Annotated in this window: 17 protein-coding genes; 9 read left to right on the top strand and 8 right to left on the bottom strand. The window is 68.8% G+C overall.

The window, feature by feature from the left end:
* Positions 1-220 precede the first annotated feature (220 nt).
* Positions 221-1,414 carry a cytochrome P450 gene (locus tag G4D86_RS51080; protein WP_164002993.1) on the top strand — a complete coding sequence of 398 codons (1,194 nt, stop codon included), beginning with the start codon at positions 221-223 and terminating at the stop codon, positions 1,412-1,414.
* A gap of 145 nt (positions 1,415-1,559) precedes the next feature.
* On the opposite strand, the gene G4D86_RS51075 is transcribed toward G4D86_RS51080, so the two are convergent.
* Both G4D86_RS51075 and G4D86_RS51070 read right to left on the bottom strand, forming a co-directional pair.
* Positions 1,560-1,709 carry a hypothetical protein gene (locus G4D86_RS51075; RefSeq protein WP_164002992.1) on the bottom strand — a complete coding sequence of 50 codons (150 nt, stop codon included), beginning with the start codon at positions 1,707-1,709 and terminating at the stop codon, positions 1,560-1,562.
* 6 nt (positions 1,710-1,715) lie between these two features.
* Positions 1,716-4,466, bottom strand: a complete 2,751-nt coding sequence (locus G4D86_RS51070) for an Ig-like domain-containing protein (protein WP_164002991.1) — start codon at positions 4,464-4,466, stop codon at positions 1,716-1,718.
* 406 nt (positions 4,467-4,872) lie between these two features.
* On the opposite strand from G4D86_RS51070, the gene G4D86_RS51065 reads away from it, so the two are divergent.
* The 3 genes from G4D86_RS51065 to G4D86_RS51055 all read left to right on the top strand — a co-directional run bounded on the left by G4D86_RS51065 (position 4,873) and on the right by G4D86_RS51055 (position 11,701).
* On the top strand, positions 4,873-10,020 hold the full coding sequence (locus G4D86_RS51065) for an ELWxxDGT repeat protein (protein ID WP_164002990.1): 5,148 nt from the start codon (positions 4,873-4,875) through the stop codon (positions 10,018-10,020).
* Between the two features lie 4 nt (positions 10,021-10,024).
* Positions 10,025-10,387 (top strand): hypothetical protein, encoded by a 363-nt coding sequence (locus G4D86_RS51060; protein ID WP_164002989.1) that lies wholly within the window; start codon positions 10,025-10,027, stop codon positions 10,385-10,387.
* A gap of 429 nt (positions 10,388-10,816) precedes the next feature.
* Entirely contained in the window at positions 10,817-11,701 is an 885-nt protein-coding gene (locus G4D86_RS51055) for a DUF1963 domain-containing protein (protein ID WP_164002988.1), read from the top strand.
* A gap of 73 nt (positions 11,702-11,774) precedes the next feature.
* Here the strand turns inward: G4D86_RS51055 and G4D86_RS51050 are convergent, their stop codons facing one another.
* On the bottom strand, positions 11,775-12,185 hold the full coding sequence (locus G4D86_RS51050) for an MFS transporter (RefSeq protein WP_164002995.1): 411 nt from the start codon (positions 12,183-12,185) through the stop codon (positions 11,775-11,777).
* Positions 12,186-12,933: 748 nt separating this feature from the next.
* On the opposite strand from G4D86_RS51050, the gene G4D86_RS51040 reads away from it, so the two are divergent.
* Positions 12,934-13,347 carry a WD40 repeat domain-containing protein gene (locus G4D86_RS51040; protein ID WP_164002986.1) on the top strand — a complete coding sequence of 138 codons (414 nt, stop codon included), beginning with the start codon at positions 12,934-12,936 and terminating at the stop codon, positions 13,345-13,347.
* Positions 13,348-13,412: 65 nt separating this feature from the next.
* A complete protein-coding gene (locus G4D86_RS51035) occupies positions 13,413-14,045 on the top strand; it encodes a glutathione S-transferase family protein (protein ID WP_164002985.1) in 633 nt (210 codons plus the stop codon).
* Positions 14,046-14,054: 9 nt separating this feature from the next.
* On the opposite strand, the gene G4D86_RS51030 is transcribed toward G4D86_RS51035, so the two are convergent.
* Together G4D86_RS51030 and G4D86_RS51025 are read right to left on the bottom strand one after the other, a co-directional pair.
* Entirely contained in the window at positions 14,055-14,219 is a 165-nt protein-coding gene (locus G4D86_RS51030; protein WP_164002984.1) for a hypothetical protein, read from the bottom strand.
* A 57-nt stretch (positions 14,220-14,276) separates the two neighbouring features.
* Positions 14,277-14,939, bottom strand: a complete 663-nt coding sequence (locus G4D86_RS51025; RefSeq protein WP_240360956.1) for a glutathione S-transferase family protein — start codon at positions 14,937-14,939, stop codon at positions 14,277-14,279.
* Positions 14,940-15,045: 106 nt separating this feature from the next.
* On the opposite strand from G4D86_RS51025, the gene G4D86_RS51020 reads away from it, so the two are divergent.
* The 3 genes from G4D86_RS51020 (at position 15,046) to G4D86_RS51010 (ending at position 18,149) form a co-directional block, all read left to right on the top strand.
* On the top strand, positions 15,046-15,912 hold the full coding sequence (locus G4D86_RS51020; protein ID WP_164002983.1) for an AraC family transcriptional regulator: 867 nt from the start codon (positions 15,046-15,048) through the stop codon (positions 15,910-15,912).
* A gap of 121 nt (positions 15,913-16,033) precedes the next feature.
* The gene (locus G4D86_RS51015) at positions 16,034-16,594 is read left to right on the top strand and encodes a DUF1993 family protein (protein WP_164002982.1); all 561 of its coding nucleotides are present in this window, start codon (positions 16,034-16,036) and stop codon (positions 16,592-16,594) included.
* A 520-nt stretch (positions 16,595-17,114) separates the two neighbouring features.
* Positions 17,115-18,149: a 2-dehydropantoate 2-reductase gene (locus tag G4D86_RS51010; protein WP_164002981.1), complete on the top strand. Its 1,035-nt coding sequence runs from the start codon at positions 17,115-17,117 to the stop codon at positions 18,147-18,149.
* 117 nt (positions 18,150-18,266) lie between these two features.
* Here G4D86_RS51010 and G4D86_RS51005 read toward each other — a convergent pair whose 3' ends face one another.
* From G4D86_RS51005 to G4D86_RS50995, 3 genes are all read right to left on the bottom strand, one after another.
* Complete coding sequence (locus G4D86_RS51005; RefSeq protein ID WP_164002980.1) at positions 18,267-18,626, bottom strand: hypothetical protein; 360 nt, start codon at positions 18,624-18,626, stop codon at positions 18,267-18,269.
* A 363-nt stretch (positions 18,627-18,989) separates the two neighbouring features.
* Positions 18,990-19,256, bottom strand: a complete 267-nt coding sequence (locus G4D86_RS51000) for a hypothetical protein (RefSeq protein WP_164002979.1) — start codon at positions 19,254-19,256, stop codon at positions 18,990-18,992.
* A gap of 166 nt (positions 19,257-19,422) precedes the next feature.
* Positions 19,423-19,584 (bottom strand): hypothetical protein, encoded by a 162-nt coding sequence (locus G4D86_RS50995; protein ID WP_164002978.1) that lies wholly within the window; start codon positions 19,582-19,584, stop codon positions 19,423-19,425.
* Positions 19,585-19,713: the final 129 nt, after the last annotated feature.

Raw genomic sequence — 19,713 nt, 5'->3', positions numbered from 1 at the left:
GCCCCACGCAGCCGGTGAGCGTCGTCACGCAGCGCCGCGAGCGCCAATCCGCACGCGTCCGCGTGCCGCACGCCTCGCAGCGCCGGCGCTCGCTGTCGACCCTCACCTCACGGGTTGCAACGGGGCGAGCAGTCGTTCGAGCCATGGCGGTATCCCCTCTCAGAAGGGCAACACCCGGGGCTCAGGCCATATTTGCCGGTGTAGTTTTTTTTCGCCGGAAGTGCAGCAGGACCCGTACCCGCTCTATGCGCAGGCCCGCGCCGAGGAGCCGATCTTCTTCTCCGAAGATCTGGGCATGTGGGTAGCCACCCGGCATGCGGATGTCACCGCGATCCTCCGCGACACGGACCGTTTCTCCTCGCGGCTCACCACCGTGAGCGTCAAGGAGCCGCCGCCCGAGGTCGTGGCCGTCATGCGAAGGGGGTTCCCGCGGACCGGCTCGATCATCCACCTCGACCCGCCGGAGCACACGTCGGTCCGGCGGAGCATGAACGCCGCTTTCACCCCCCAGCGAATTGCCTCCCTGGAGGGCGCCATCACCTCGCTGGCGAACCAGCTCGTGGACTCTTTCGAGGCCACGGGTCGGACGGAGCTCATCGCGCGCTTCTGCGGCCCGCTACCGGTGGCGGTCATCGGGGACATCCTGGGGGTCTCGCGGGCCGACGTCGGCAAGTTCGGCCAATGGGCAGATGACGCAGCGCGCTTGCTCATGAGCGGTCAGCTGCCCACCCATGAATGGGTGAGCGCGGCCGAGAGCGTGGTGGCCATGCAGCACTATCTCGCGGATCTCATCTCTGCGCGCACGAGCACGCAGGCCGACGACCTCCTCACCACTCTCATCCAGACGGCCACGGCTCCGAGCGGTCAGCTCGACATGGCCAAGGCTGTCAGTTACGCGACCGCGTTCGTGTTTGCGGGCCACAAGACCACCACGGACCTCCTCGGCAACGCCCTGCGCCTCTTGCTCCTGCATCCCGAGCAGCTCGCGGCGCTCGTGCGCGATCCGTCCCTCGCCGCCGCCGCCGTGGAGGAAACCCTTCGCCGGGACTGCCCGGTTCCTGGGACAGCCCGTGTCGCCAATGTCGACGTGAAGATCGGAGACGTCACGATCCCCAAGGATGCGCGGATCCTCGTGCTCCTGGGCTCTGCCAATCACGATGAGAGCGTCTTCGAGGACCCCTCGAGGTTCGATCTGGGGCGCGCCGGTTCGGGCGAGCACCTTGGGTTTGGCCGTGGTGTGCACTTCTGCCTCGGTGCCCCCCTTGCGCGCCTCCAGGGGCGCGTGGCGCTCTCCGTGCTCACGCAGCGCCTGCCAGGCCTCCGCCTCGCGGACGAACGACCGGTGACGTTCTGGCAGGTCACCATGTTTCGGGGCCCCGTGTCCCTCGAGGTCGCCTGGGACGTCAAAAAATAGCTCGCCGAGCGAACGCTGCCGTACGCCCTCGTGCAGTCCCTGCAAACAGACGGGCCTGGAATCGAGAGGGAAACCTCAACGAGTCCAGGCCCTATGTCTTTTCAGCGTCCGGGCATCTGCATCCGCCCGGCTCCGCGTGCGCTGGCTACGGAAGCCGCCGGAGGACGAACACGCCGCCGCTGCCCTTCGTGCCTCCGATGAAGAGCCAGGCCGCGCTCGTCGATGCCGCGTTGCCGATCTCCGACCAGCTCTCGTCCGACTCAATCGTCGTCGGGCCCGACCAGGTTCCCGCCAACGAGCGCTACTTCACAGACACGTCATCCACCCGGAAGACAGTGATGAGGGAGCTGTTCTGGGTGGCGCTGAAGCGCAGCCGCACCGTCTGTCCCGCGTACGAGGCCAGGCTGTAGGAGTACTGCACGTAGCCGCTTCCCTTGTTGAGGTTGGAGAAGTCCGCCAGCGTCGCAATGACTGTGCCCGCGCTGTTCAGGAGCGCCACGGAGAACCGGTCGTTCTGGTAGAGGGTCGTCGTCTCAGCGCTGGTGATGTACATCCAGAAGGACACCGTCAGCGCGCTTCCAGCCGGAAGGGTGAAGGACTGCTCGGCGGAGCCAGCCTGCCAGGCGACACGTCCCAGCTCCAGGTTGCCGGAACCCCCGTGTGGCGTGGAGCCGCTGGTCATCCAGAAGGCCTGGCCGGTCAGCGTCCACGGGCTGGAGGAGCCCTCGAAGCCACCGTTGACGATGAGGTCGGGAGGGGCATTGGCCACCGTCACGGTGATGCCCGCGGAGGTGGTGGTATTGCCCGAGGTATCGAAGGCCTTGCTCGTCAGCGTGTAGCTCCCGTTGGCGACGGTGGTGGTGTCCCACGTCACGCTGTACGGCGCGGTGTCGTCCGAGCCCAGCAGCGTGGTGCCCCGGTAGAGCTCCACTCTGGCCACCGCCACGTTGTCGGACGCGCTCGCGGACACGGTGACGCTGCCGCTCAGCGTGGCTCCCGCCGAGGGTGCGGTGATGCTGGTGGTGGGCGGCGTGACGTCGTTGTTCACCGTGACGTTGACGGCCGCGGAGGTGGTGGTGTTGCGGGCCGCGTCGTAGGCCTTCGCGGTGAGCGCGTACGCGCCATTGGCCACGGTGCGCGTGTCCCACGTCGCGCTGTAGGGCGCGGAGAAGTCCGTCGCGATGAGGGTGCTGCCCCGGTAGAGCTCCACGCGGGTGACGCCCACGTTGTCCGTGGCATCCGCCGTCAGGGTGACGGTGCCGAGCAGCACGGCGCCCGAAGCGGGAGCGGTGAGGGCGACAGTGGGGGGCACCGTTTCATTGGCCACCGTGACGGCCACGCTGGCGGACTCCGTCACGTTGCCCGTGGTGTCGACGGCCTTCGCGGTGAGCGCGTACGCGCCATTGGCCACCAGCGCCGAGTCCCAGCTCAGGCTGTAGGGAGCGTATGCGTCGGAGCCCAGCAGCGTGGTGCCCTGGTAGAACTCGACGCGGGCCACGCCCACGTTGTCGGACGCGGTCGCCGTCAGAGTGGCCGTCAGGCTCAGCACGGTCCCCGCCGTGGGCGAGGTGAGGCTGACGGTGGGCGGCGTGAGGTCGTTGTCCACGGTGAAGCTCACGCTGGAGGACGTGGCCTGGCCCGCGGCATCCCGGGCGGTGGCCGACACCGTGTGGGCGCCATTGGCCACCGACGCGGTGTTCCAGGAGAACGAGTAGTAGTTCGGGTCCGAGGAGGGAAAGGGGCGGTCGGCGGTGCCGAGGAGGGCGCCGTCCACGTAGAGCTGCACCGAGGTGACGTTCACGTTGTCGAACGCGCTGACGACCAGGGTGTAGGTCTGCTTGATGGTGCTCCCGGCGGAGGGGAACAGCATCGTGCACGTGGGAGGTGTCGTGTCCGGCCCGTCCTTGATGATTTCCGCGCTGTTCAGCGCAGAGCCGGAGGAGGCGCCTCCGGCCACGAGGACCCGCGGCGGCGTGCCGGTCAGCAGCGTGGCGGAGTGCGCGCTGCGCCCGGTGTGCATCGAGCCGAAGGTGCTCCAGGTGCCGGTGGTGAGGTCGTAGGTCTCGACGGAGGACAGGTTGCTGATGCCGGAGCTGCCGCTGCCGCCCACCGCGAGGATGCGCGTGGAGTCGAGGGCGACCAGCGCGAAGGAAGAGCGGCCCTGCGCCATCGGGTTGATGGTCTGGGAGGTCTGCGTCGCCGGGTTGTAGATTTCCGCGGAGCTCAGCGTTCCCCAGCCGCCCGCTCCGAGGACGCGTCCGTCGGGAAGCCCCACGAAGGCCGCCAGGTAGCGGCTGGTGTTGAGCGAGCCCGCCGTGCTGAAGGTGTTCGTCGCGGGATCGAACAGCTCCACCCGGGTGGAGACATCCGTGGTGCCGGAGAAGGCCTGACCGCCCAGCACCGCCACCCGGCCATCCGGCAGCAGAATGGCCGTGGCGCCCATCCGCGCGGCGGACAGGCCCGAGCCCGCGAAGGTCCACGTGCCCGTGGCGGGGTCATAGAGCTCCGCCGACGCGAGGTAGGTGTCGTTGAGATTGAAGAGGCCGCCCACGACGAGCACCTTGCCGTTGTTCAGCTTCACGGCCGCGTGGTAGCGGCGGCGCTGGTTGAGCGAGCCGGTCGGCGTCCAGGTGCCCGTGGCCGGGTTATAGATTTCCGCGCTGTACAGGTTGGAGGTGCCGCTGTTGCCGCCCATGACGAGGACGCGGCCATCGTCGAGCAGCACGGCGCGGTGCATGGTGCGCGAGGCACTCATGGAGCCCGTGGCCGTCCAGGTGCCCGTGGCCGGGTTGTAGAGATGGGCCGAGCTGTACGCGCCCGTCGACGTCTCACCGCCGGCCACGAGCACCCTCCCGTCCGCGAGCCGCGTGGCGGTGTGGTCCCAGCGCCCCGAGGACAGGTTGCCCGTCCACTCGATGACCTCCTGCCGCGATTCTCCCAGTGTCGTGGACTCCGGCTGCGCTCCGCCCTGCTCCGAACCACAGCCAGCGCCAAGCGCCACGAGTGTGAGCAGCCACAGTGATACAAATTGTTTCGATTTGATGACGTGCATGGGTGTCTCTGGACCGTTGCTCTTCTGCTCGCGAAATATTCACGAGCAAACACTTGAAGCAGCGGGACGGGCCCCGGTCTGCACCCGGAATGCCATTCGCCGGCCCTCGTGAGGCCGGGCGGTTGCGCGCCGTCAGCAGCCTCCGGTGCTCCAGACTGGCGCACCGGATTGGCGCAATCGCACCATCTTGGAGCCCCCGTCACACGTCCGCGCTGCTCCGCAGGCGCTTCTCCAGGAACCGACGTTCCGTTTCGTTCCTCCCGCCTGCCCACACGGGCCGAGCATCCCCTCATACGGCCCGCAGTGATTGTTACCCAGGCGACACTTCGGGCTTCGTGACGGGGTAGACTTCGCGCGCGCTCATTCGTGCGGCCCGGCGCCCGCGCATCACCTGTTCGAGGGGGACATGAAGAACCTGGGGAATCATCGGCGGCTGCTCCGCCTTGCCGCCGCGCTGACCGCGCTGGCCGCCTGCACGGAGTCAGAGGCCCCGAGCCCGAAGCAGCAGCCTGAAGTCACGCTCGGCACGTCCTCCGCCGCGCTCTCGTTCGGGGCGCCCGCACTCGTCCGGGACCTGCGCACGACGGTGGTCTACGCCAGTCCCTGGGACAACCCGCCCGGAAGCGAGCCCGCCGGATTCGTGGCAGTGGGCAGCACCCTCTTCTTCGTCGCGCAGGAGGCCAGCAGCGGACGCGAGCTGTGGAAGAGCGACGGCACTCCCGAGGGCACCCAGCTCGTCCGGGACATCTACCCGGGCCCCGAGAGCAGCTTCATCAGCGAGCTCACCGCCGTGGGAGACCACGTCTACTTCGTCGCCACCGACGGCGCCCGGGGGGACGAGCTGTGGAAGAGCGACGGCACTCCCGAGGGCACCGTCGTCGTCAGGGACATCGTCCCCGGCCTCGAGGGAGCCAGCGTCAGCAACCTGAAGGGCTTCAACGGCCTGCTCTACTTCGCCGCGTTCGACGCCAGCCGGGGACACGAGCTGTGGCGGAGCGACGGCACCGCCGAGGGCACCGTCGTCGTCAGGGACATCGTTCCGGGGGACATCGGCTCCGGCCCCTTCTACTTCGCCGTCGCTGGCAACCAGCTCTTCTTCTCGGCCTGGACGTCCGCGACCGGCCGCGAGCTGTGGCGGACCGACGGCACCGCCGAGGGCACCCGGCTCGTCAGCGACCTCACCCCCGGCAGCGACAGCAGCAACATCGAGGTGTTCTGGAGCGTGGGCAACCGCGTCTTCTTCCTCGACCCCAACGCCGGCGAGCGCGACCGGCTCTGGGTCAGCGACGGCACCGCCGAGGGCACGCGGCTCGTCTTCGACGCGACGCCCGGGGCTTCGTCCAACGGCTGGCACATCCAGTCCGTGGCGGCCATGAACGGGCTTCTCTACTTCTCCCCGCCGAGCTACGAGCCCGACAACGTCGGCTACGAGCTGTGGGCCACGGACGGAGCGGCGGTGTGGCGGGTGAAGGACATCCGCCCTGGAGTCCTCGGCAGCGGGCCCGAGGGCCTCACCGCCGTGGGCAACGTGCTCTACTTCCGCGCGCTGAGCGACGACAGCCTCGGCTACGAGCTGTGGAAGAGCGATGGCACGGAGCAGGGCACGCAGCTCGTCGGAGACCTCAACCCGGGCAGCGGGAGCTCCATGCCCCAGAACCTGTTCGCCCTGGGCACGGAGGTCTACTTCACCGCGCACGATGCCGTGGGCCGGGCGCTGTGGAAGAGCGACGGCACTCCCGGGGGCACCCGGCGCGTGAAGTCCCTCCAGAACCGGGTGAACGGCAGCGAACCGGAGGTGCTGACCTCGGCCGGCGGTGTGCTCTACCTCTCCGCCACCGACGGCGTCCAGGGCGTGGAGCTGTGGCGCAGCGACGGCTCTGAGCCGGGCACGCACCTGGTGAAGGACATCCTGGTCGCGACGGCCGACTCGAACCCGCAGGTCCTCACCCCCTTCAACGGCGGCCTCGCCTTCACGGCGGATGTGGAGAACCTCGGCCGTGAGCCGTGGGTCACGGACGGCACCGCCTCCGGCACCCGACTCGTCAAGGACGTCTACCCGGGCGGCCCGGGCTCGATCCCCGGGCAGTTGCTCCCGCTCAATGGCGCCCTCGTGTTCGATGCGACCAACGGCGCCGATGGCAGGGAGCTGTGGACCAGCGACGGCACCTCCGCGGGCACCCGGCTCCTCAAGGACATCCGGACCGGCTCCGGTCTCTCCAGCGACCCGCAGGGCATGACCGTCATCGGCGACCGGCTCTACTTCGCCGCGAATGACGGCCAGACGGGCCGCGAGCCGTGGATGAGTGATGGCACCACCACGGGCACCCGGCTCATCAAGGACTTCAATACGACGACCCCTGGCGCGAGCTCCACGGCAGGCGTCTTCGTCAGGCTCAAGGACCGGGTCTACTTCCCGGCCTCGAGCGGAACGGGCCGTACCCTCGCGATGACCGACGGCACGGCGCAGGGGACGGTGACCGTGGCGAACGTCGACCCCTATCTGGCCGGAGGCTTCGTCTCCATGGCCGACCACATCTACTTCGCCGGGGTGGCGCCCGGCACGAGCGACATCGAACTGTGGAGGAGTGACGGCACCACCGCGGGGACGCAGCTCGTCAAGAACATCGGCGTGGACAGTGGCTTCTTCTCCAGCAGCTACCCGGACCACTTCGCCGTGCTCGGTGGCGTGCTGTACTTCCGCGCCGAGGAGACCTGGGGCCGACAACACCTCTGGCGCAGCGACGGCACGGCGGCCGGCACCTGGGCCGTGAAGCAGCTCCCCGAGGGGATGGGCAACGTCAGCCCGAGGAACCTCACGACGGTCAACGGCGTCCTCCTGTTCCAGGCGTATGACCCGGAAGGCGGCATCGAGCTGTGGCGCAGCGACGGCACGGTGGCGGGGACCCGGCGCGTGAAGGACATCCACCCCGGCCCCGCCGGAAGCATGGCCATCCAGCCGATGCTGGCGCTGGAGCCGGAGGGGCTCGTGGTGTTCACCGCGTCGGACGGCCTGTCCGGCATGGAGCCGTGGGTCTCCGACGGCACGGAGGCGGGAACCCGGCGGCTCGCGGACCTCGCGCCGGGGGCATACTCCTCCAGCCCCCGCCTCTTCAGGCGCGTGGGCACTGCCATCTACTTCGTCGCCAACGACGGGGTTGCCGGCTTCGAGCCCTGGCGCATGGTGCTGGAGCTGACTCCGGACACCACGCCGCCCACCGTGACGTGTCCACTTCCGGTGAGCGCGGAGGCCCTGAGTGCCTCGGGTGCACCGGTGAGCTACCCGCCCGCGACGGCCACGGACGATCAGCCCGGCGCGCCCAGCCTCTCGTACAGCCAGGCGTCGGGGACGGTGTTCCCCCTGGGGACGACGGCGGTCACCGTCACCGCCAGGGATGTGGCCGGCAACACCGCCTCGTGCGCCTTCGACGTCACCGTCCAGGACCTGACCCCGCCAACCCTGAGCTGCCCCGCGGACGTCACCACCGAGGCCACCAGCGCCTCGGGGGCCACCGTCAGCTATCAGCCCGCCACCGCGACCGACGCCGTCACCGCTTCGCCTCAAGTCATCTACAGCCATGCCTCGGGTACGGAGTTCCCGGTCGGCACCACGAACGTCACGGTCACCGCAAGGGATGATGCCGGGAGTTCCACCGTGTGCTTCTTCAGGGTCATCGTCCGGGACGTCACGAAGCCGCAGGTGTCGTGCCCGGCGAACGTCGCCGCCGAGGCCACGAGCGCCGCGGGCGCCACCGTGAGCTATCCGCCCGCGACCGCGACCGACACGGCCAGCCCTCCCGTGACGCTCGGCTACAGCCAGGCCTCCGGGACGCACTTCCCGTTCGGCGCGACGGTCGTCACCGTGACGGCGACAGACGCCGCGGGCAACAGCGACACCTGCGCATTCTCGGTGACGGTCCGTGACACCACCGCGCCCGCGCCGAGCTGCCCTGGAAACGTCGTCGCTGAGGCCACGGGTGCCTCGGGTGCCACCGTGAGCTACCCGCCCGCAACCGCGTCCGACGCCGTCACCAGCGCGCCGGCCATCGGCTACAGCCACGCCTCGGGGACGCACTTCCCGCTCGGCGTGACGGCCGTCACCGCGACGGCCACGGACGCCGCTGGGAACGCGGCCACGTGCATCTTCTCGGTGACGGTCCGCGATACCACCGCGCCCACGCTGAGCTGCCCCGCGGACATCACCGCCGAGGCCACGGGTGCCTCGGGCAGCACCGTGAGCTACCCGCCCGCGAGCGCGACGGATGGCGTCACCGGCTCGGTGGAGCTCGGCTACAGCCAGGCCTCGGGGACTGTGTTCCCGCTCGGGACGACGGCCGTCACCGTCACCGCGACAGATGCGGCCGGCAACGCGGCTACGTGCTTCTTCAACGTCACCGTGCGGGACACCACCGTGCCCGCCCTGAGCTGCCCCGGAGGCGTCACCGCCGAAGCCACCAGCGCCTCGGGCGCTTCCGTGAGCTACCCGCCCGCTACGGCTTCCGACGCCGTCACCGGCGCGCTGACGGTCAGCTATAGCCAGGCCTCGGGGACGCTGTTCCCGGTCGGCACCACGGTTGTCACCGTCACCACGGCGGATGCCGCCGGAAATGCCGCCTCGTGCACCTTCGACATCACCGTGCGCGACACCACCGCGCCCACGCTGAGCTGCCCCACGGACGTCACCGCCGAGGCCACCCACGCCACCGGCGCCACCGTGGAGTATGCACCGGCCGTCGCGTCCGACTCGGCGACCCTCGCCTACAGCCATGCGTCGGGTGCCCTGTTCCCGCTCGGCGCCACGGAGGTCACCGTCGTCGCCCGGGATGCCGCGGGCAATGAGGCGACGTGTCGCTTCACGCTGACCGTGCGTGACACCACTGCGCCAGCTCTGAGCTGCCCGGCGGACCTCACGGTGGAAGCCGAGGACGCCACCGGCGCGACCGCCACCTTCACGCTCCCGAACCCGGTGGACACCGTCACTTCCGCTTCCCAGGTGTCCTCCAGCCACGCTCCGGGCAACCGCTTCCCGCTCGGGACGACGCCCGTCACCGTGACCGCGCGGGACGCGGCGGCCAATGCGACCTCCTGCACCTTCTCCGTCACGGTGCGGGACACCACGCCGCCCGCCATCACCTGCCCCGCAGATGTGACCCTCAAGAGTTCGGAGGCCGAGGGCGCCGCCGTCACCTTCACGCCGGCGACGGCCAGCGACACGGTGACGGCCTCGCCGCAGGTGACCTACAGCCACGCCTCCGGCAGCGTCTTCCCGCAGGGCACCACGCCCGTGACGGCCACCGCGCGCGACGAAGCGGGTCAGACCGCCGAGTGCACCTTCCAGGTGACCGTGCGGCGCCCCGTCACCGTGCCGGTGCCGGATGAGCCTGTCGGCTTCGGGTGCACCTCCGGTGCCTCCGGCGGTGTCGGAGGCAGCGCGTGGCTCCTGCTGATGGGCGGAGTCCTGCTCTTCCAGCGGCGCACCCGCCGCTCATCAGTGGCGCGTGGCGCCTGCTCCGGGGAGGTGGCCTCCTCCAGCGACGCGCCCGCCGCGCAGGAGTGAGCTGATGGGCTTCGGCGGCCATGGGATGCGAGGACGCGCGCTGTTCGTCTTCTTCTGGGCGGCGCTGTCACTGCCCCACGTGCTGGCGCTCATGGACTCGGGGCTGGGGCCCACGGCCGCGGGGGCCGCGCTGGCGCTCGCGGCGGGCGTGGGGCTGGGGCGGGTGGCGTACCGGACGGACGAGGGAGTTGGCTGTCTCTTCATCCTCCTGGCCGGGGGAGGCACGTGGCTCGGCTGGAACCTGGGAGAAGCCTGGGTCGCGACGCCGCTGGGCGTGCACCTGGGTGCCATCGCGGGTGGGGCGCTCCCTCCCGCGCTGCTGACGGTGGGCCACATGCTCGTTCGACGCCACCAGGAGCACGTATAGGCGGAATTGGCGGCCACTTTCACCTCGGCGTCCGGTAGCCCCACTGTGCGCCCCCTCGGACGCTGGCGGGCCGTGGCCCTGGAGGAGGGGGGGCGCGGCCCCCCGCCGCCTGCGTGCGCGCGCACTGCTTGCCTGTCGGGCGGCCTCTGTGGCCCAGCCGGTGCCGCTGAAACCGAGGTGTCGGGGGGCCTCTGCCCTTGAGTGCAGCCACTGCCCTTGGGGCGGGCCTCGTGCAGATACTACGACGTCTACCTGGGGCTGGGCCGCACCAGTGATGCCAATCGCTGGTACAACCTGATGGCGAACACGACGGAACGGCAGCAACTACGCGCGGGACCTGAACTGGGGAGAGTTCATCCACTTCTGGAGTGGCGCTGCGGGCGTCAATCTCAAGACCCTGGCCACGTCCGCCTTCGGATGGCCCGCCGAGTGGGAAGCGCAGTTCACCCAGGTCGTCGTGAGCGCGCCGGGGATGTAGAGTTCCAGCGCCGCGAACTTCTCCGCGCCCAGGCGATGGAAAGCGAAGGCGCCACGACGATGCCACTGGACCCACTCGAGCTGGAGCGACAGCTGATTCGACTCCGGGCTCCGATCGCGCGCATTCACGTGACGGACACGCCCACCGACGATGTGCTGGCGAGCTTCGTCGGCGGATGTCCGTATCTCGAGGAGGGAACCGATTGGCCCGTCTGCGTGTTCTGCCGGCACCCGATGGCATTCGTCGTTCAGGTCCACGCGCGCGACCACGGCATCGTTCTCCCGGACGCACTCACGTTGCTCTCGCTCTTCGTCTGCGCGCGAACGGATGAGTGTGAGAGCTCGTGCGGGCTCAGCCACGCAGAGCACGGTGAGAACTTCGTCGTGCGGACCTTTCGGTCGCCTCGTCGCGAGCTGCATCGTGCGCGCGAGGTGCCCGCGTCCCAGCCGCTCCGCGAGTCGCAACTGCTTCGGTTCGAGCGCTCCTGGAACCTTCCGGACTTCACCACGGTCGAGTCGAGAGACCCCTTCGGGCTGATGTCCACGTGGAGGGAGGCAGGGGTGGCGGCTCCTGCACGCCGCTATGACGAGCTCCGGCGCAAGCTCTCCGGCGAAAGCCGGCTCGATGATGCCTTCCGGCGCTTCATCGGCGGATGGCCGTGCTGGACGAACCTCTCGGACAGGACGCCCACCTGCACGGATGGCGAGCCCCTGGTTCACGTGATGCAAATCTGGGACAGCCTTGCCGGCATCTCCTTTTACGAGCAGGCGTCTCTGTTCCATTGCGCGATTCATCCGAGCGCGAATGACTTCGCGCTCGTGTACGACCACACCTGAGGTGCATGGCAGGAGGTTCAGGCCGAAGGAGCGCATGTCCATGTTGCTCGAGCCGCTCAGGGTCCCTTCCCTCTCAAGCGTCTTCCCTCACACCGTCAGCCTGGCCGACTCCCGGGTCTGGGGTCAGGGCACGCTTCGGCTCGCCGAAGGACATCAGCCGACGATGCAGCGGCGCGAGCAGGCCGAGGAGGAGCACGAGCACACCGGTGACCTGTAGGAGCCGCTCGATGGAGACCCCCTCCGCCAGGGGGCCGAAGAGCAGCATGGACAGCGGCATCAGCGCGGTGGAGAGCATGGTCATCACGCTGAAGACCCGCCCCAGGTAGGCCGGCTCCACCTTCTCCTGGAGCATCACCGTGGCGGGGGTGTTGTAGAGCGGCAACGCCACGCCGAAGAGCTCCATGAACGCCAGGTACACCCCGAAGTGGGGCACCACGCCAAGGGCCAGGATGCACGCCCCCATGATGAGGTTGGAGGCGACCATGGTCCACACGCGGTTGCCACGTATAGAGGGACGGGAGCCCTGTTAAGGGAGAGGGCTGGAGCCGAGGAGCCGAAGAAGGCGGCTGACGGGGGCCCCAGGCTGTACGCCAAGCCGGTGGGGAGGCCGTGCAGCCCCCTCTGGACACACGCCGGCCCAGGCGGCCCATCCAGCAAGGGGCAGCAGAGGCGTGGGCTTCTGGGGCAGCGCGACTGCTTGTGGCTCAACACCCCGCGGCCTGGGGTGGCCCTCGTGCCGGGGCCAACCTCGCACAGGCCGTGGGCAAGCCCCGGTGCTCCAGAATCGCCCGCACCCCGGGGGCCCCCTTCACGTACGCCAAGACCCGCCGCCTGCCTACGCTGGCGGGCCGTGGCCCTCAAGAGGGGTGCGCGGCCCCCCGCCGCCTCCCTGCGCGCGCACTCCTTCCCTGCCGGGCGGCCTCTGTGGCCCAGGCCCAGCCGGTGCCGCTGAAACCGAGGTGTCAGGGGGCCTCTGCCCTTCAGTGCAGCCACTCCCCTTGGGGCGGGCCTCGTGCAGGTGCCAGGGGCAAGGGGACGGTGGGCAACCCCAGGTGCCTCAACACCTCCTTGGCGCCGGGGCCTTTCACCACCGCCAGTACCCTCCGGCGCCCGGCGCAGCCAGGACAGGTGAAGACGTCGAAGTCGAAACCGCGCTTGAGCAGCGTCGCCTGGTCCAACCGCGCAGCGCGCTGCTTGCTCCGCACCTGCGCAGCGCCAGCAGGGGCCTCAGCGTGCTGGAGGTGTTCGACCTGACCGGGGGCCCGAGCGTGCGCATCAAGAGCGCGGACGAGCCGGTGATTGGCGTGGGGCTCTCTCCGGACGGAGCGCGCGTGGCGGCCTGTTGCATGGACCAGACGGTGCGCCTGCACGACGCGCGCACCGGCGCGCTGCTGCGCTCCTGGCCCCATCCCTCCCTGGCCTTCGCGGTGGCGCTGGGTGACGGCATCGTCATCACCCGGTCCGAGGATCCGGTGACCCGCTTCTTCGACCTGGAGACTGGCGAGGACCTGGGCGAGGTCGCGGGGACGACCGCGCCCGAGGACGCCCTGCGCCTGGCCCTCTGGGATGCGCTGAGCGACGGGCCGGTGGTGGCGCGCGGGCGAACGGAGAAGGACCACCTCTACGTCCTGAAGCTTCATACCTGACAACCACCTGTCACAGAGGATGGGTAGGTCCTGCCCATCCACCCACGCCGTCCTGGAGGAGCGCCATGAAGCTCTACTTCCACCCCATGTCCGGAAACTCGCGCCGCGTGCTGCTCGTGGCCACCCACCTCGACATTCCCCTGGAGCGCATCGAGGTGGACCTCACCACGGGCAAGCAGCGCGAGACGTCGTACCTGGGCATCAACCCCAACGGGCGCGTCCCGGCGCTGGACGACGACGGCTTCGTGCTCTGGGAGTCGCGTGCCATCATGCTGTACCTGGCGGAGAAGACGCCGGGACAGACCCTGCTCCCCACGGACGCGCGCGGCCGCGCCGACGTGAACCGCTGGCTCTTCTGGTGCTCCGCCCACATGTCCCAGGCGGCCACCGTCCTCGTCCTGGAGAACTTCGTGAAGCAGCGCACCGGCCGCGGGCCGCCGAACCCCACCGAGGTCGCTCGCGGCGAGGCCCTCTTCGCGCAGGCCGCGCCCGTGCTGGACTCGCACCTCGCGGGCCGGACGTGGGTCACGCAGGAGCGCCTGACGCTCGCGGACTTCTCGCTCGCCTCGTCGTTCGCACTCGCGGGGCCCGCACGGCTGCCGCTCGGGGACTACGCGAACATCCGGGCATGGCTCGGGCGCGTGCAGGAACTGGAGGCGTGGCAGCGCACCGCGCCTCCGGCCCCCTCCCGCGCCTGACGAAGGCGCTCAGTCACCGGCAAGGACGACGCCACCATCGAGCGGCTCGCGGAGCTCCTCCACGACTTCCCACAACCGGGCGTCGGGCTGCCTCATCACGGCAAGCACGACGGGAATGAGCCGGGGGTCCGCGGGCCACCTGCGCCAGCCGCGCAGCAGGTCTTTCACCGTCATGAGAGGGCCTTCGCGCACCGTCCGACTCGCGTGACGTATGGCTGACGGCCCTCTCGGTCATGGAGTGGCCCCCAACAACGGCGTCATGTCCGGATCCGCCTTCTGCATCGCGCGCTGATACGCGGGGCGCGCGCCAATCCGCTGCAGATAGGCCAGGATGTTCGGCCACGGCGAGAGATTGTACGGCTTGAACAGCCGCATGGTGGTCAGCGAGAACACCATCATGATGTCCGCCGCCGTCAGCTCCGGACCCGCGAGATAGGGCGCCTCACCCAGACGCTTCTCCACTGTGGAGAAGACCAGGTTGAACCGCTCCTTCGCCGCCTGCAGCGGCGCGTTCTTCTCGGACGGATCGACGCGCTCCAGATACCTCACCTGCAAGACGACCGGCTGCAAGGTCCCGTTGGCGAAGTGGAACCAGTAGAGATAGTCGGCGAATCCGGGCTGGCCGCGCTTCACGGCGAGCCGTCCGTTGCCATGGGTCGCAATCAGATATTCGGAAATTGCCCCGGATTCGCCGAGCACCAGTTGCCCATCGGTGATGATTGGCGCCGTCCCCATCGGGTGCAGCGCCTTGTATTCCGGCGGCGCCAGCTTGTTGTCCTTTCGGCGCGCATACCGCTTCAGCTCATATTCGAGCTCGAGCTCCTCGCAAAGCCAGACAATCCTCTCCGATTGGGAGCGCCCGAGGTGATGCACGGTCAGCATGTTGTTCGTCATGAGCGCAACGTACGGCTGCACGTCGCGGGATGCTTGCCTGTACCTCTCTGCTTCTTGCTCGATCCTCTCGCCGGAGACATGAGCGAGAGGGTGCTACGCTCGCCGCATGAACCTCGCGGATCTCGCCGAGCTCGCTGCGCGCCAGCTCCCTCGCCCGAATGGCCGCGCGAGCCAGTACGTGCGACCGCTGAAGAACCTCGGCATCCTCCGGCACCACCAGCCGACATCGTTCGAAGCCGCCATCTACGAGCCGGTCATCATCCTCGTCCTCCAGGGACGAAAAGAAACGGTACTGGGAGCCGATTCGTTTCCGATGGACGTTGGCGAGTGTCTGCTCGTCAGTCACGACCTTCCGGTCATCGCACGCGTCACGAAAGCCCCATACCTCGCGCTGCTCTTCGATGTGGAGCTGGACACGCTGCGCGACTTTTACGAGGCAATGGCCGAGTCGCTTCCCGCAGCCGCGCAGCCGCGCTCGCTCTCGGTCCAACCCTGCGATGCCAGGCTCGTCGACGCGCTCCATCGCTATCTCGCACTCGCGGGTGCGCGGATGGATGCAGCGGTGCTGGGTCCGCTCGTCTCGCGCGAGCTCCACTACCGGCTCGCGACGGCGCCGTTTGGCGGCATGCTGCGCGACCTGCTCCGCCATGACAGCCACGCCAGCGCGATCACGCGAGCAATCGCACAGCTGCGGCGTGACTTTCGAGCGCCCGTAGAGATTCCCAAGCTCGCGCGCAGCGTCGGGATGAGCGCGTCTTCGTTCCACAAGCACTTCAAGGCGATCACGGCGTCATCACCGCTTCAGTATCGAAAGGGCCTGCAACTGCTCGAGGCCCGTCGCCTGTTGCGCGCCGGCACGCTCACGGTTTCCGCGGCGGCATTCGACGTCGGCTACGAGAGCGCCGCACAGTTCAGCCGGGATTACACGCGCAAGTTCGGCGCATCGCCGAAACACGACCTCCCAGTCGGATGAACCCCGTTGGCCGTACGCTCCGCTGGCTGCGAGGGACAAGGTGCAGTAAGTATCGCGTTTCATCAATACGCGCCGGTCGGGACCGGTTGGCACTGGCGCATGACGCGGTGAAGGATGCGCCATGTCTTTGAATGCTTACGAGCTATCTGCGGGCCTGTTCGTCCGCGGACTGACCAACTTGAAAACGCAGTTGGCGAAGGCCGAAGACCATGCCGCTGCCAGTGGCAGCGGTGAAGCGGCGTTGCTGGACGCGCGACTCGCTGCGGAAGGGGGCATGCGCGGCGTTGCGAGTGACGCGCCAGCTGACCTGCACATGTACACGCTCGCCGCTCAAGTCCACTGGGCCGCGGAGGGAGCCAGGTTGGCGATCGCGCAGTTGCTGGGTGCGCCACGGGTGCCGGCCGCGAACGATGCAAAGAGCTTTGCGGATCTGCACCAGCGGCTCGATGCGACGATCGCGTATCTCCGAGAGATCGCGCCAAGCGACCTCGAAGCCGGCCTCGATCGAGAGATCGTGATCGAGCACCGCCGTGGCTCGATGCGCTCCAGTGGCCGCCAGTTTCTGATCGCATTCGCGATCCCCCACTTCTTCTATCACGTGACCACCGCCTACGGCATCTTGCGCAACCAAGGCGTGCGACTCACCATGGGCGACTTTTTGGGCAACTGGGGGACGAGTTGAACTGAACTACGCCACCCGCTCAGCGGGCCGTGAAAGCGGACGAAGTGAGTACACGGCGCGAGGTGACGGAAGAAAATCGATGCGAACCGATGCGGAGCGGTGGGCGGTGTCGACAGGCGAGACCCGTTGGATGCGTGGTCGCGGGACCAGAGCGCACGGGAGGCGGTGAAGACGTCGAAGTCGAAACCGCGCGCTGCTTGCTCCGCACCTGCGCAGCGCCAGCAGGGGCCTCAGTTGGCGCGTCTGAAGCCCTCAGGCGGTCCGCCCAAGGTCTCTCAAGAGGGCCCTGCGTTGTTCGAGGAAGCGCGCGCTCCCGTTGACGGCTATTACCGCTAGCACTCTGGCCACCTCGGCTGGGCGGATGTCTGTCCGCTCATCGTTCGCGTCGAGGCACGGCTCGTCGAGCGGGCGCTGTCGAACCTGATACTGAAAGCCCTGCGGTACGCGAGGTCGCGGGTGCAGGTCATCCTGACTCGCGACACCGTCGTGGTGTGGCCCGCGACGTGACACGATGCGCGCCATGGCCTCGTCCCCTGAAATCTGTGTCTTCGGCGCGGGCAGCATCGGGTGTTACGTCGGTGGCCGGCTCGCGGCGACGGGCGCGGCGGTGCGCTTCATTGGCCGGGAGCGCGTAGTGGCGGAGGTCCGCGAGCACGGCCTGCGCCTGACGGACTGGCGGGGCGCGGACCTGAAGGTGCCGGCTTCCGACGTGCACATCTCCACGGGGCACGAGGCGCTGGCCTCGGCGGACCTGGTGCTCGTCACGGTGAAGTCCGCAGCGACGGAAGAGGCGGGGGGCGCGCTCGCGGCGGGGCTCAAACCCGGCGCCAGCGTCATCAGCTTCCAGAACGGCCTGCACCGCGCGGACGTGCTGCGCGGCCTGTTGCCGGGCCGCGCGGTGCTGCAGGGCATGGTGCCCTTCAACGTCGCGGCGCAGGGCCAGGGCCATTTCCACGCGGGCACCGAGGGCACGCTGGAGGTGGAGCAGCACGCGGTGCTCGCGCCCTTCCTGGATGCCTTCACGCGGGCAGGGCTGCCGTTGAAGCAGCACGCGGACATCGTCGCGGTGCAGTGGGCGAAGCTGCTGCTCAACCTCAACAACTCCGTCAATGCGCTGGCGGACCTGCCACTGAAGGAGGAACTGTCCCAGCGCGCGTGGCGCCGATGCCTGGCGCTGGCGCAGAGCGAGGCGCTGGCGGTGTTGAAGCACGCCGGGGTGAAACCCGCGAAGCTGACGCCGCTGCCGCCGGGTTGGATTCCCACGCTGCTGGGGGGGCCGGACGCGGTGTTCCGCAGTCTCGCGAAGAAGATGCTCGCCATCGACCCGAAGGCGCGCTCGTCCATGTGGGACGACCTGCACGCGGGCCGGAAGACGGAGGTGGACTACCTCAACGGCGAGGTCGTCCGGTTCGCCCACCGGCACGGGCTGTCCGCTCCGGTCAACTCACGCCTCGTGGAGCTGATCCACGAGGCGGAAAGCGGCAAGCGCCGCACATGGACCGGGGACGCGCTGCTCGCGGACCTGAAGCAGGCGGAACTCGAGGACGGGCCTTGAGGCCGGTGGGGGCAGGGCACTGCGAGGTCGCGTGACATTCCTCGGTGCGCGCCAGCCGGTGTACCCGGAGTACGCGCCGCCCGCGCCCAACGAGCAGGAGCCGAAGCTGAAGCGCGCCTAACGCCTGTAAGCGCCTGCCGCGGCGATGGCGTTCCAAATCAGGCCATAGGTATTGATGGCGGTGCCGATGGCCCACGCGACAAGCGAACTGTAGCCGTCCAATCCGGTCTGGACGTAGTTCACGATGTTCATCAGCACACCGCCATACGCCAATGCCGGTATCGCGGCCCCCATCGCGATGCGATAGGGCATGTGCTTGCGGTACACCCCAAACAGCAGGCAGGCCGCATACACGACGAACAGCCCCATCGCCGGAAGGGGCGGCGCCCGACTCAGCTGCACGCCGCCGCTCCTCACCTGCAGGTAGCTCACCGCCAGGTAGGCAATCGCCATCGCCGGATACAGGCACTGCAGCATCAACAGCGTTCGCGGCTTGATGGGGCCACCTCGTTTCCGCCAACCGCATCCTGGCCCGTCACCCTGACGGACACGCTCTCGTTCTTCTCAGCCCCTCTACACCCGCCCGCCGCCCTCCAAAGGGGCCCCCATCCGTCCTTCTGTGAAGCGTCCCCTCGCGCCACTCGAAGCAGCGCTCGGGGACCTCATCCTGGGGACGAGTCCTCAACACCCATTGGCGGTTGACGGGCGGGGCCATGACGGCGGAGGACGAAGGCATGGCTGGATATTACCTGGGTATAAATTGGCGTCATTTATACCCGGGTATCATTCGCGAGACGGCGCGTGTTCGTCGTCAGGGAGGAGCGTCGCGGTCAGCAGAGCCTAGTGAGGGCAGAGCCTGCTGACTGCCGAAGCGCAGCCGCCCACGTACTGGGCCAGGGTGCACTGGCCGCTGCGGACACACGTGGGCGGCGTACACGATGAGACGCCGACCTGGCAGGTGAGATCGGAGGCGGTGACGCGCCCCGTCTCGTCCTCGTGGATGACAGGAGCGACCTCCACCTGTCCCTCCAACTCGAGCGGCTCCTCGCCCCCTCCACAACCCACGAGCGCAGCGGCGACCATCGACAGCAAGACATACTTTTTCACGAGGTGCTCTCCAGTCTTTGTGTCTCTGTGGAGTGACCGTCTGCCCTTCGTAGGCAGAACAGCGTCTCCAATGGGGAGAGGCGCAAAGCCGTGAGCCGGCCCAGAAAAGAATTTCGAGCGATTTCCGGGGCGCGTGACTCCATCCCGAACGAGCCTGTCCAACTCTTCAAGGGGCGACCCCCGTCACCCGCTGCGCGTGGCCACCTTCGCGGCGTACTTGAAGAGCGACCAGCGGCGAGGGCGTCAGGGCCACCCGCCCGGGTTGGGACTGCTCCACCAGCGCTACCTCGACCTGGAGCTCCGCGCGCGGGGACACGTTGGCAATCACGTATGGGCGGCCACTTTCACCTCGGCGTCCGGTAGCCGCTCTGTGCGCCCCCTCGGACGCAGGCGGGCCGTGGCCCTCGAGGGGTGCGCGGCCCCCCGCCACCTGCCTGCGCGCGCACTCCTTGCCTGT

Source organism: Pyxidicoccus caerfyrddinensis (assembly GCF_010894405.1).
GTDB classification, from domain to species: Bacteria; Myxococcota; Myxococcia; order Myxococcales; family Myxococcaceae; genus Myxococcus; species Myxococcus caerfyrddinensis.
Note: the sequence above shows the minus strand (reverse complement) of the source record. Positions and strands in the feature narration are given on the sequence as shown.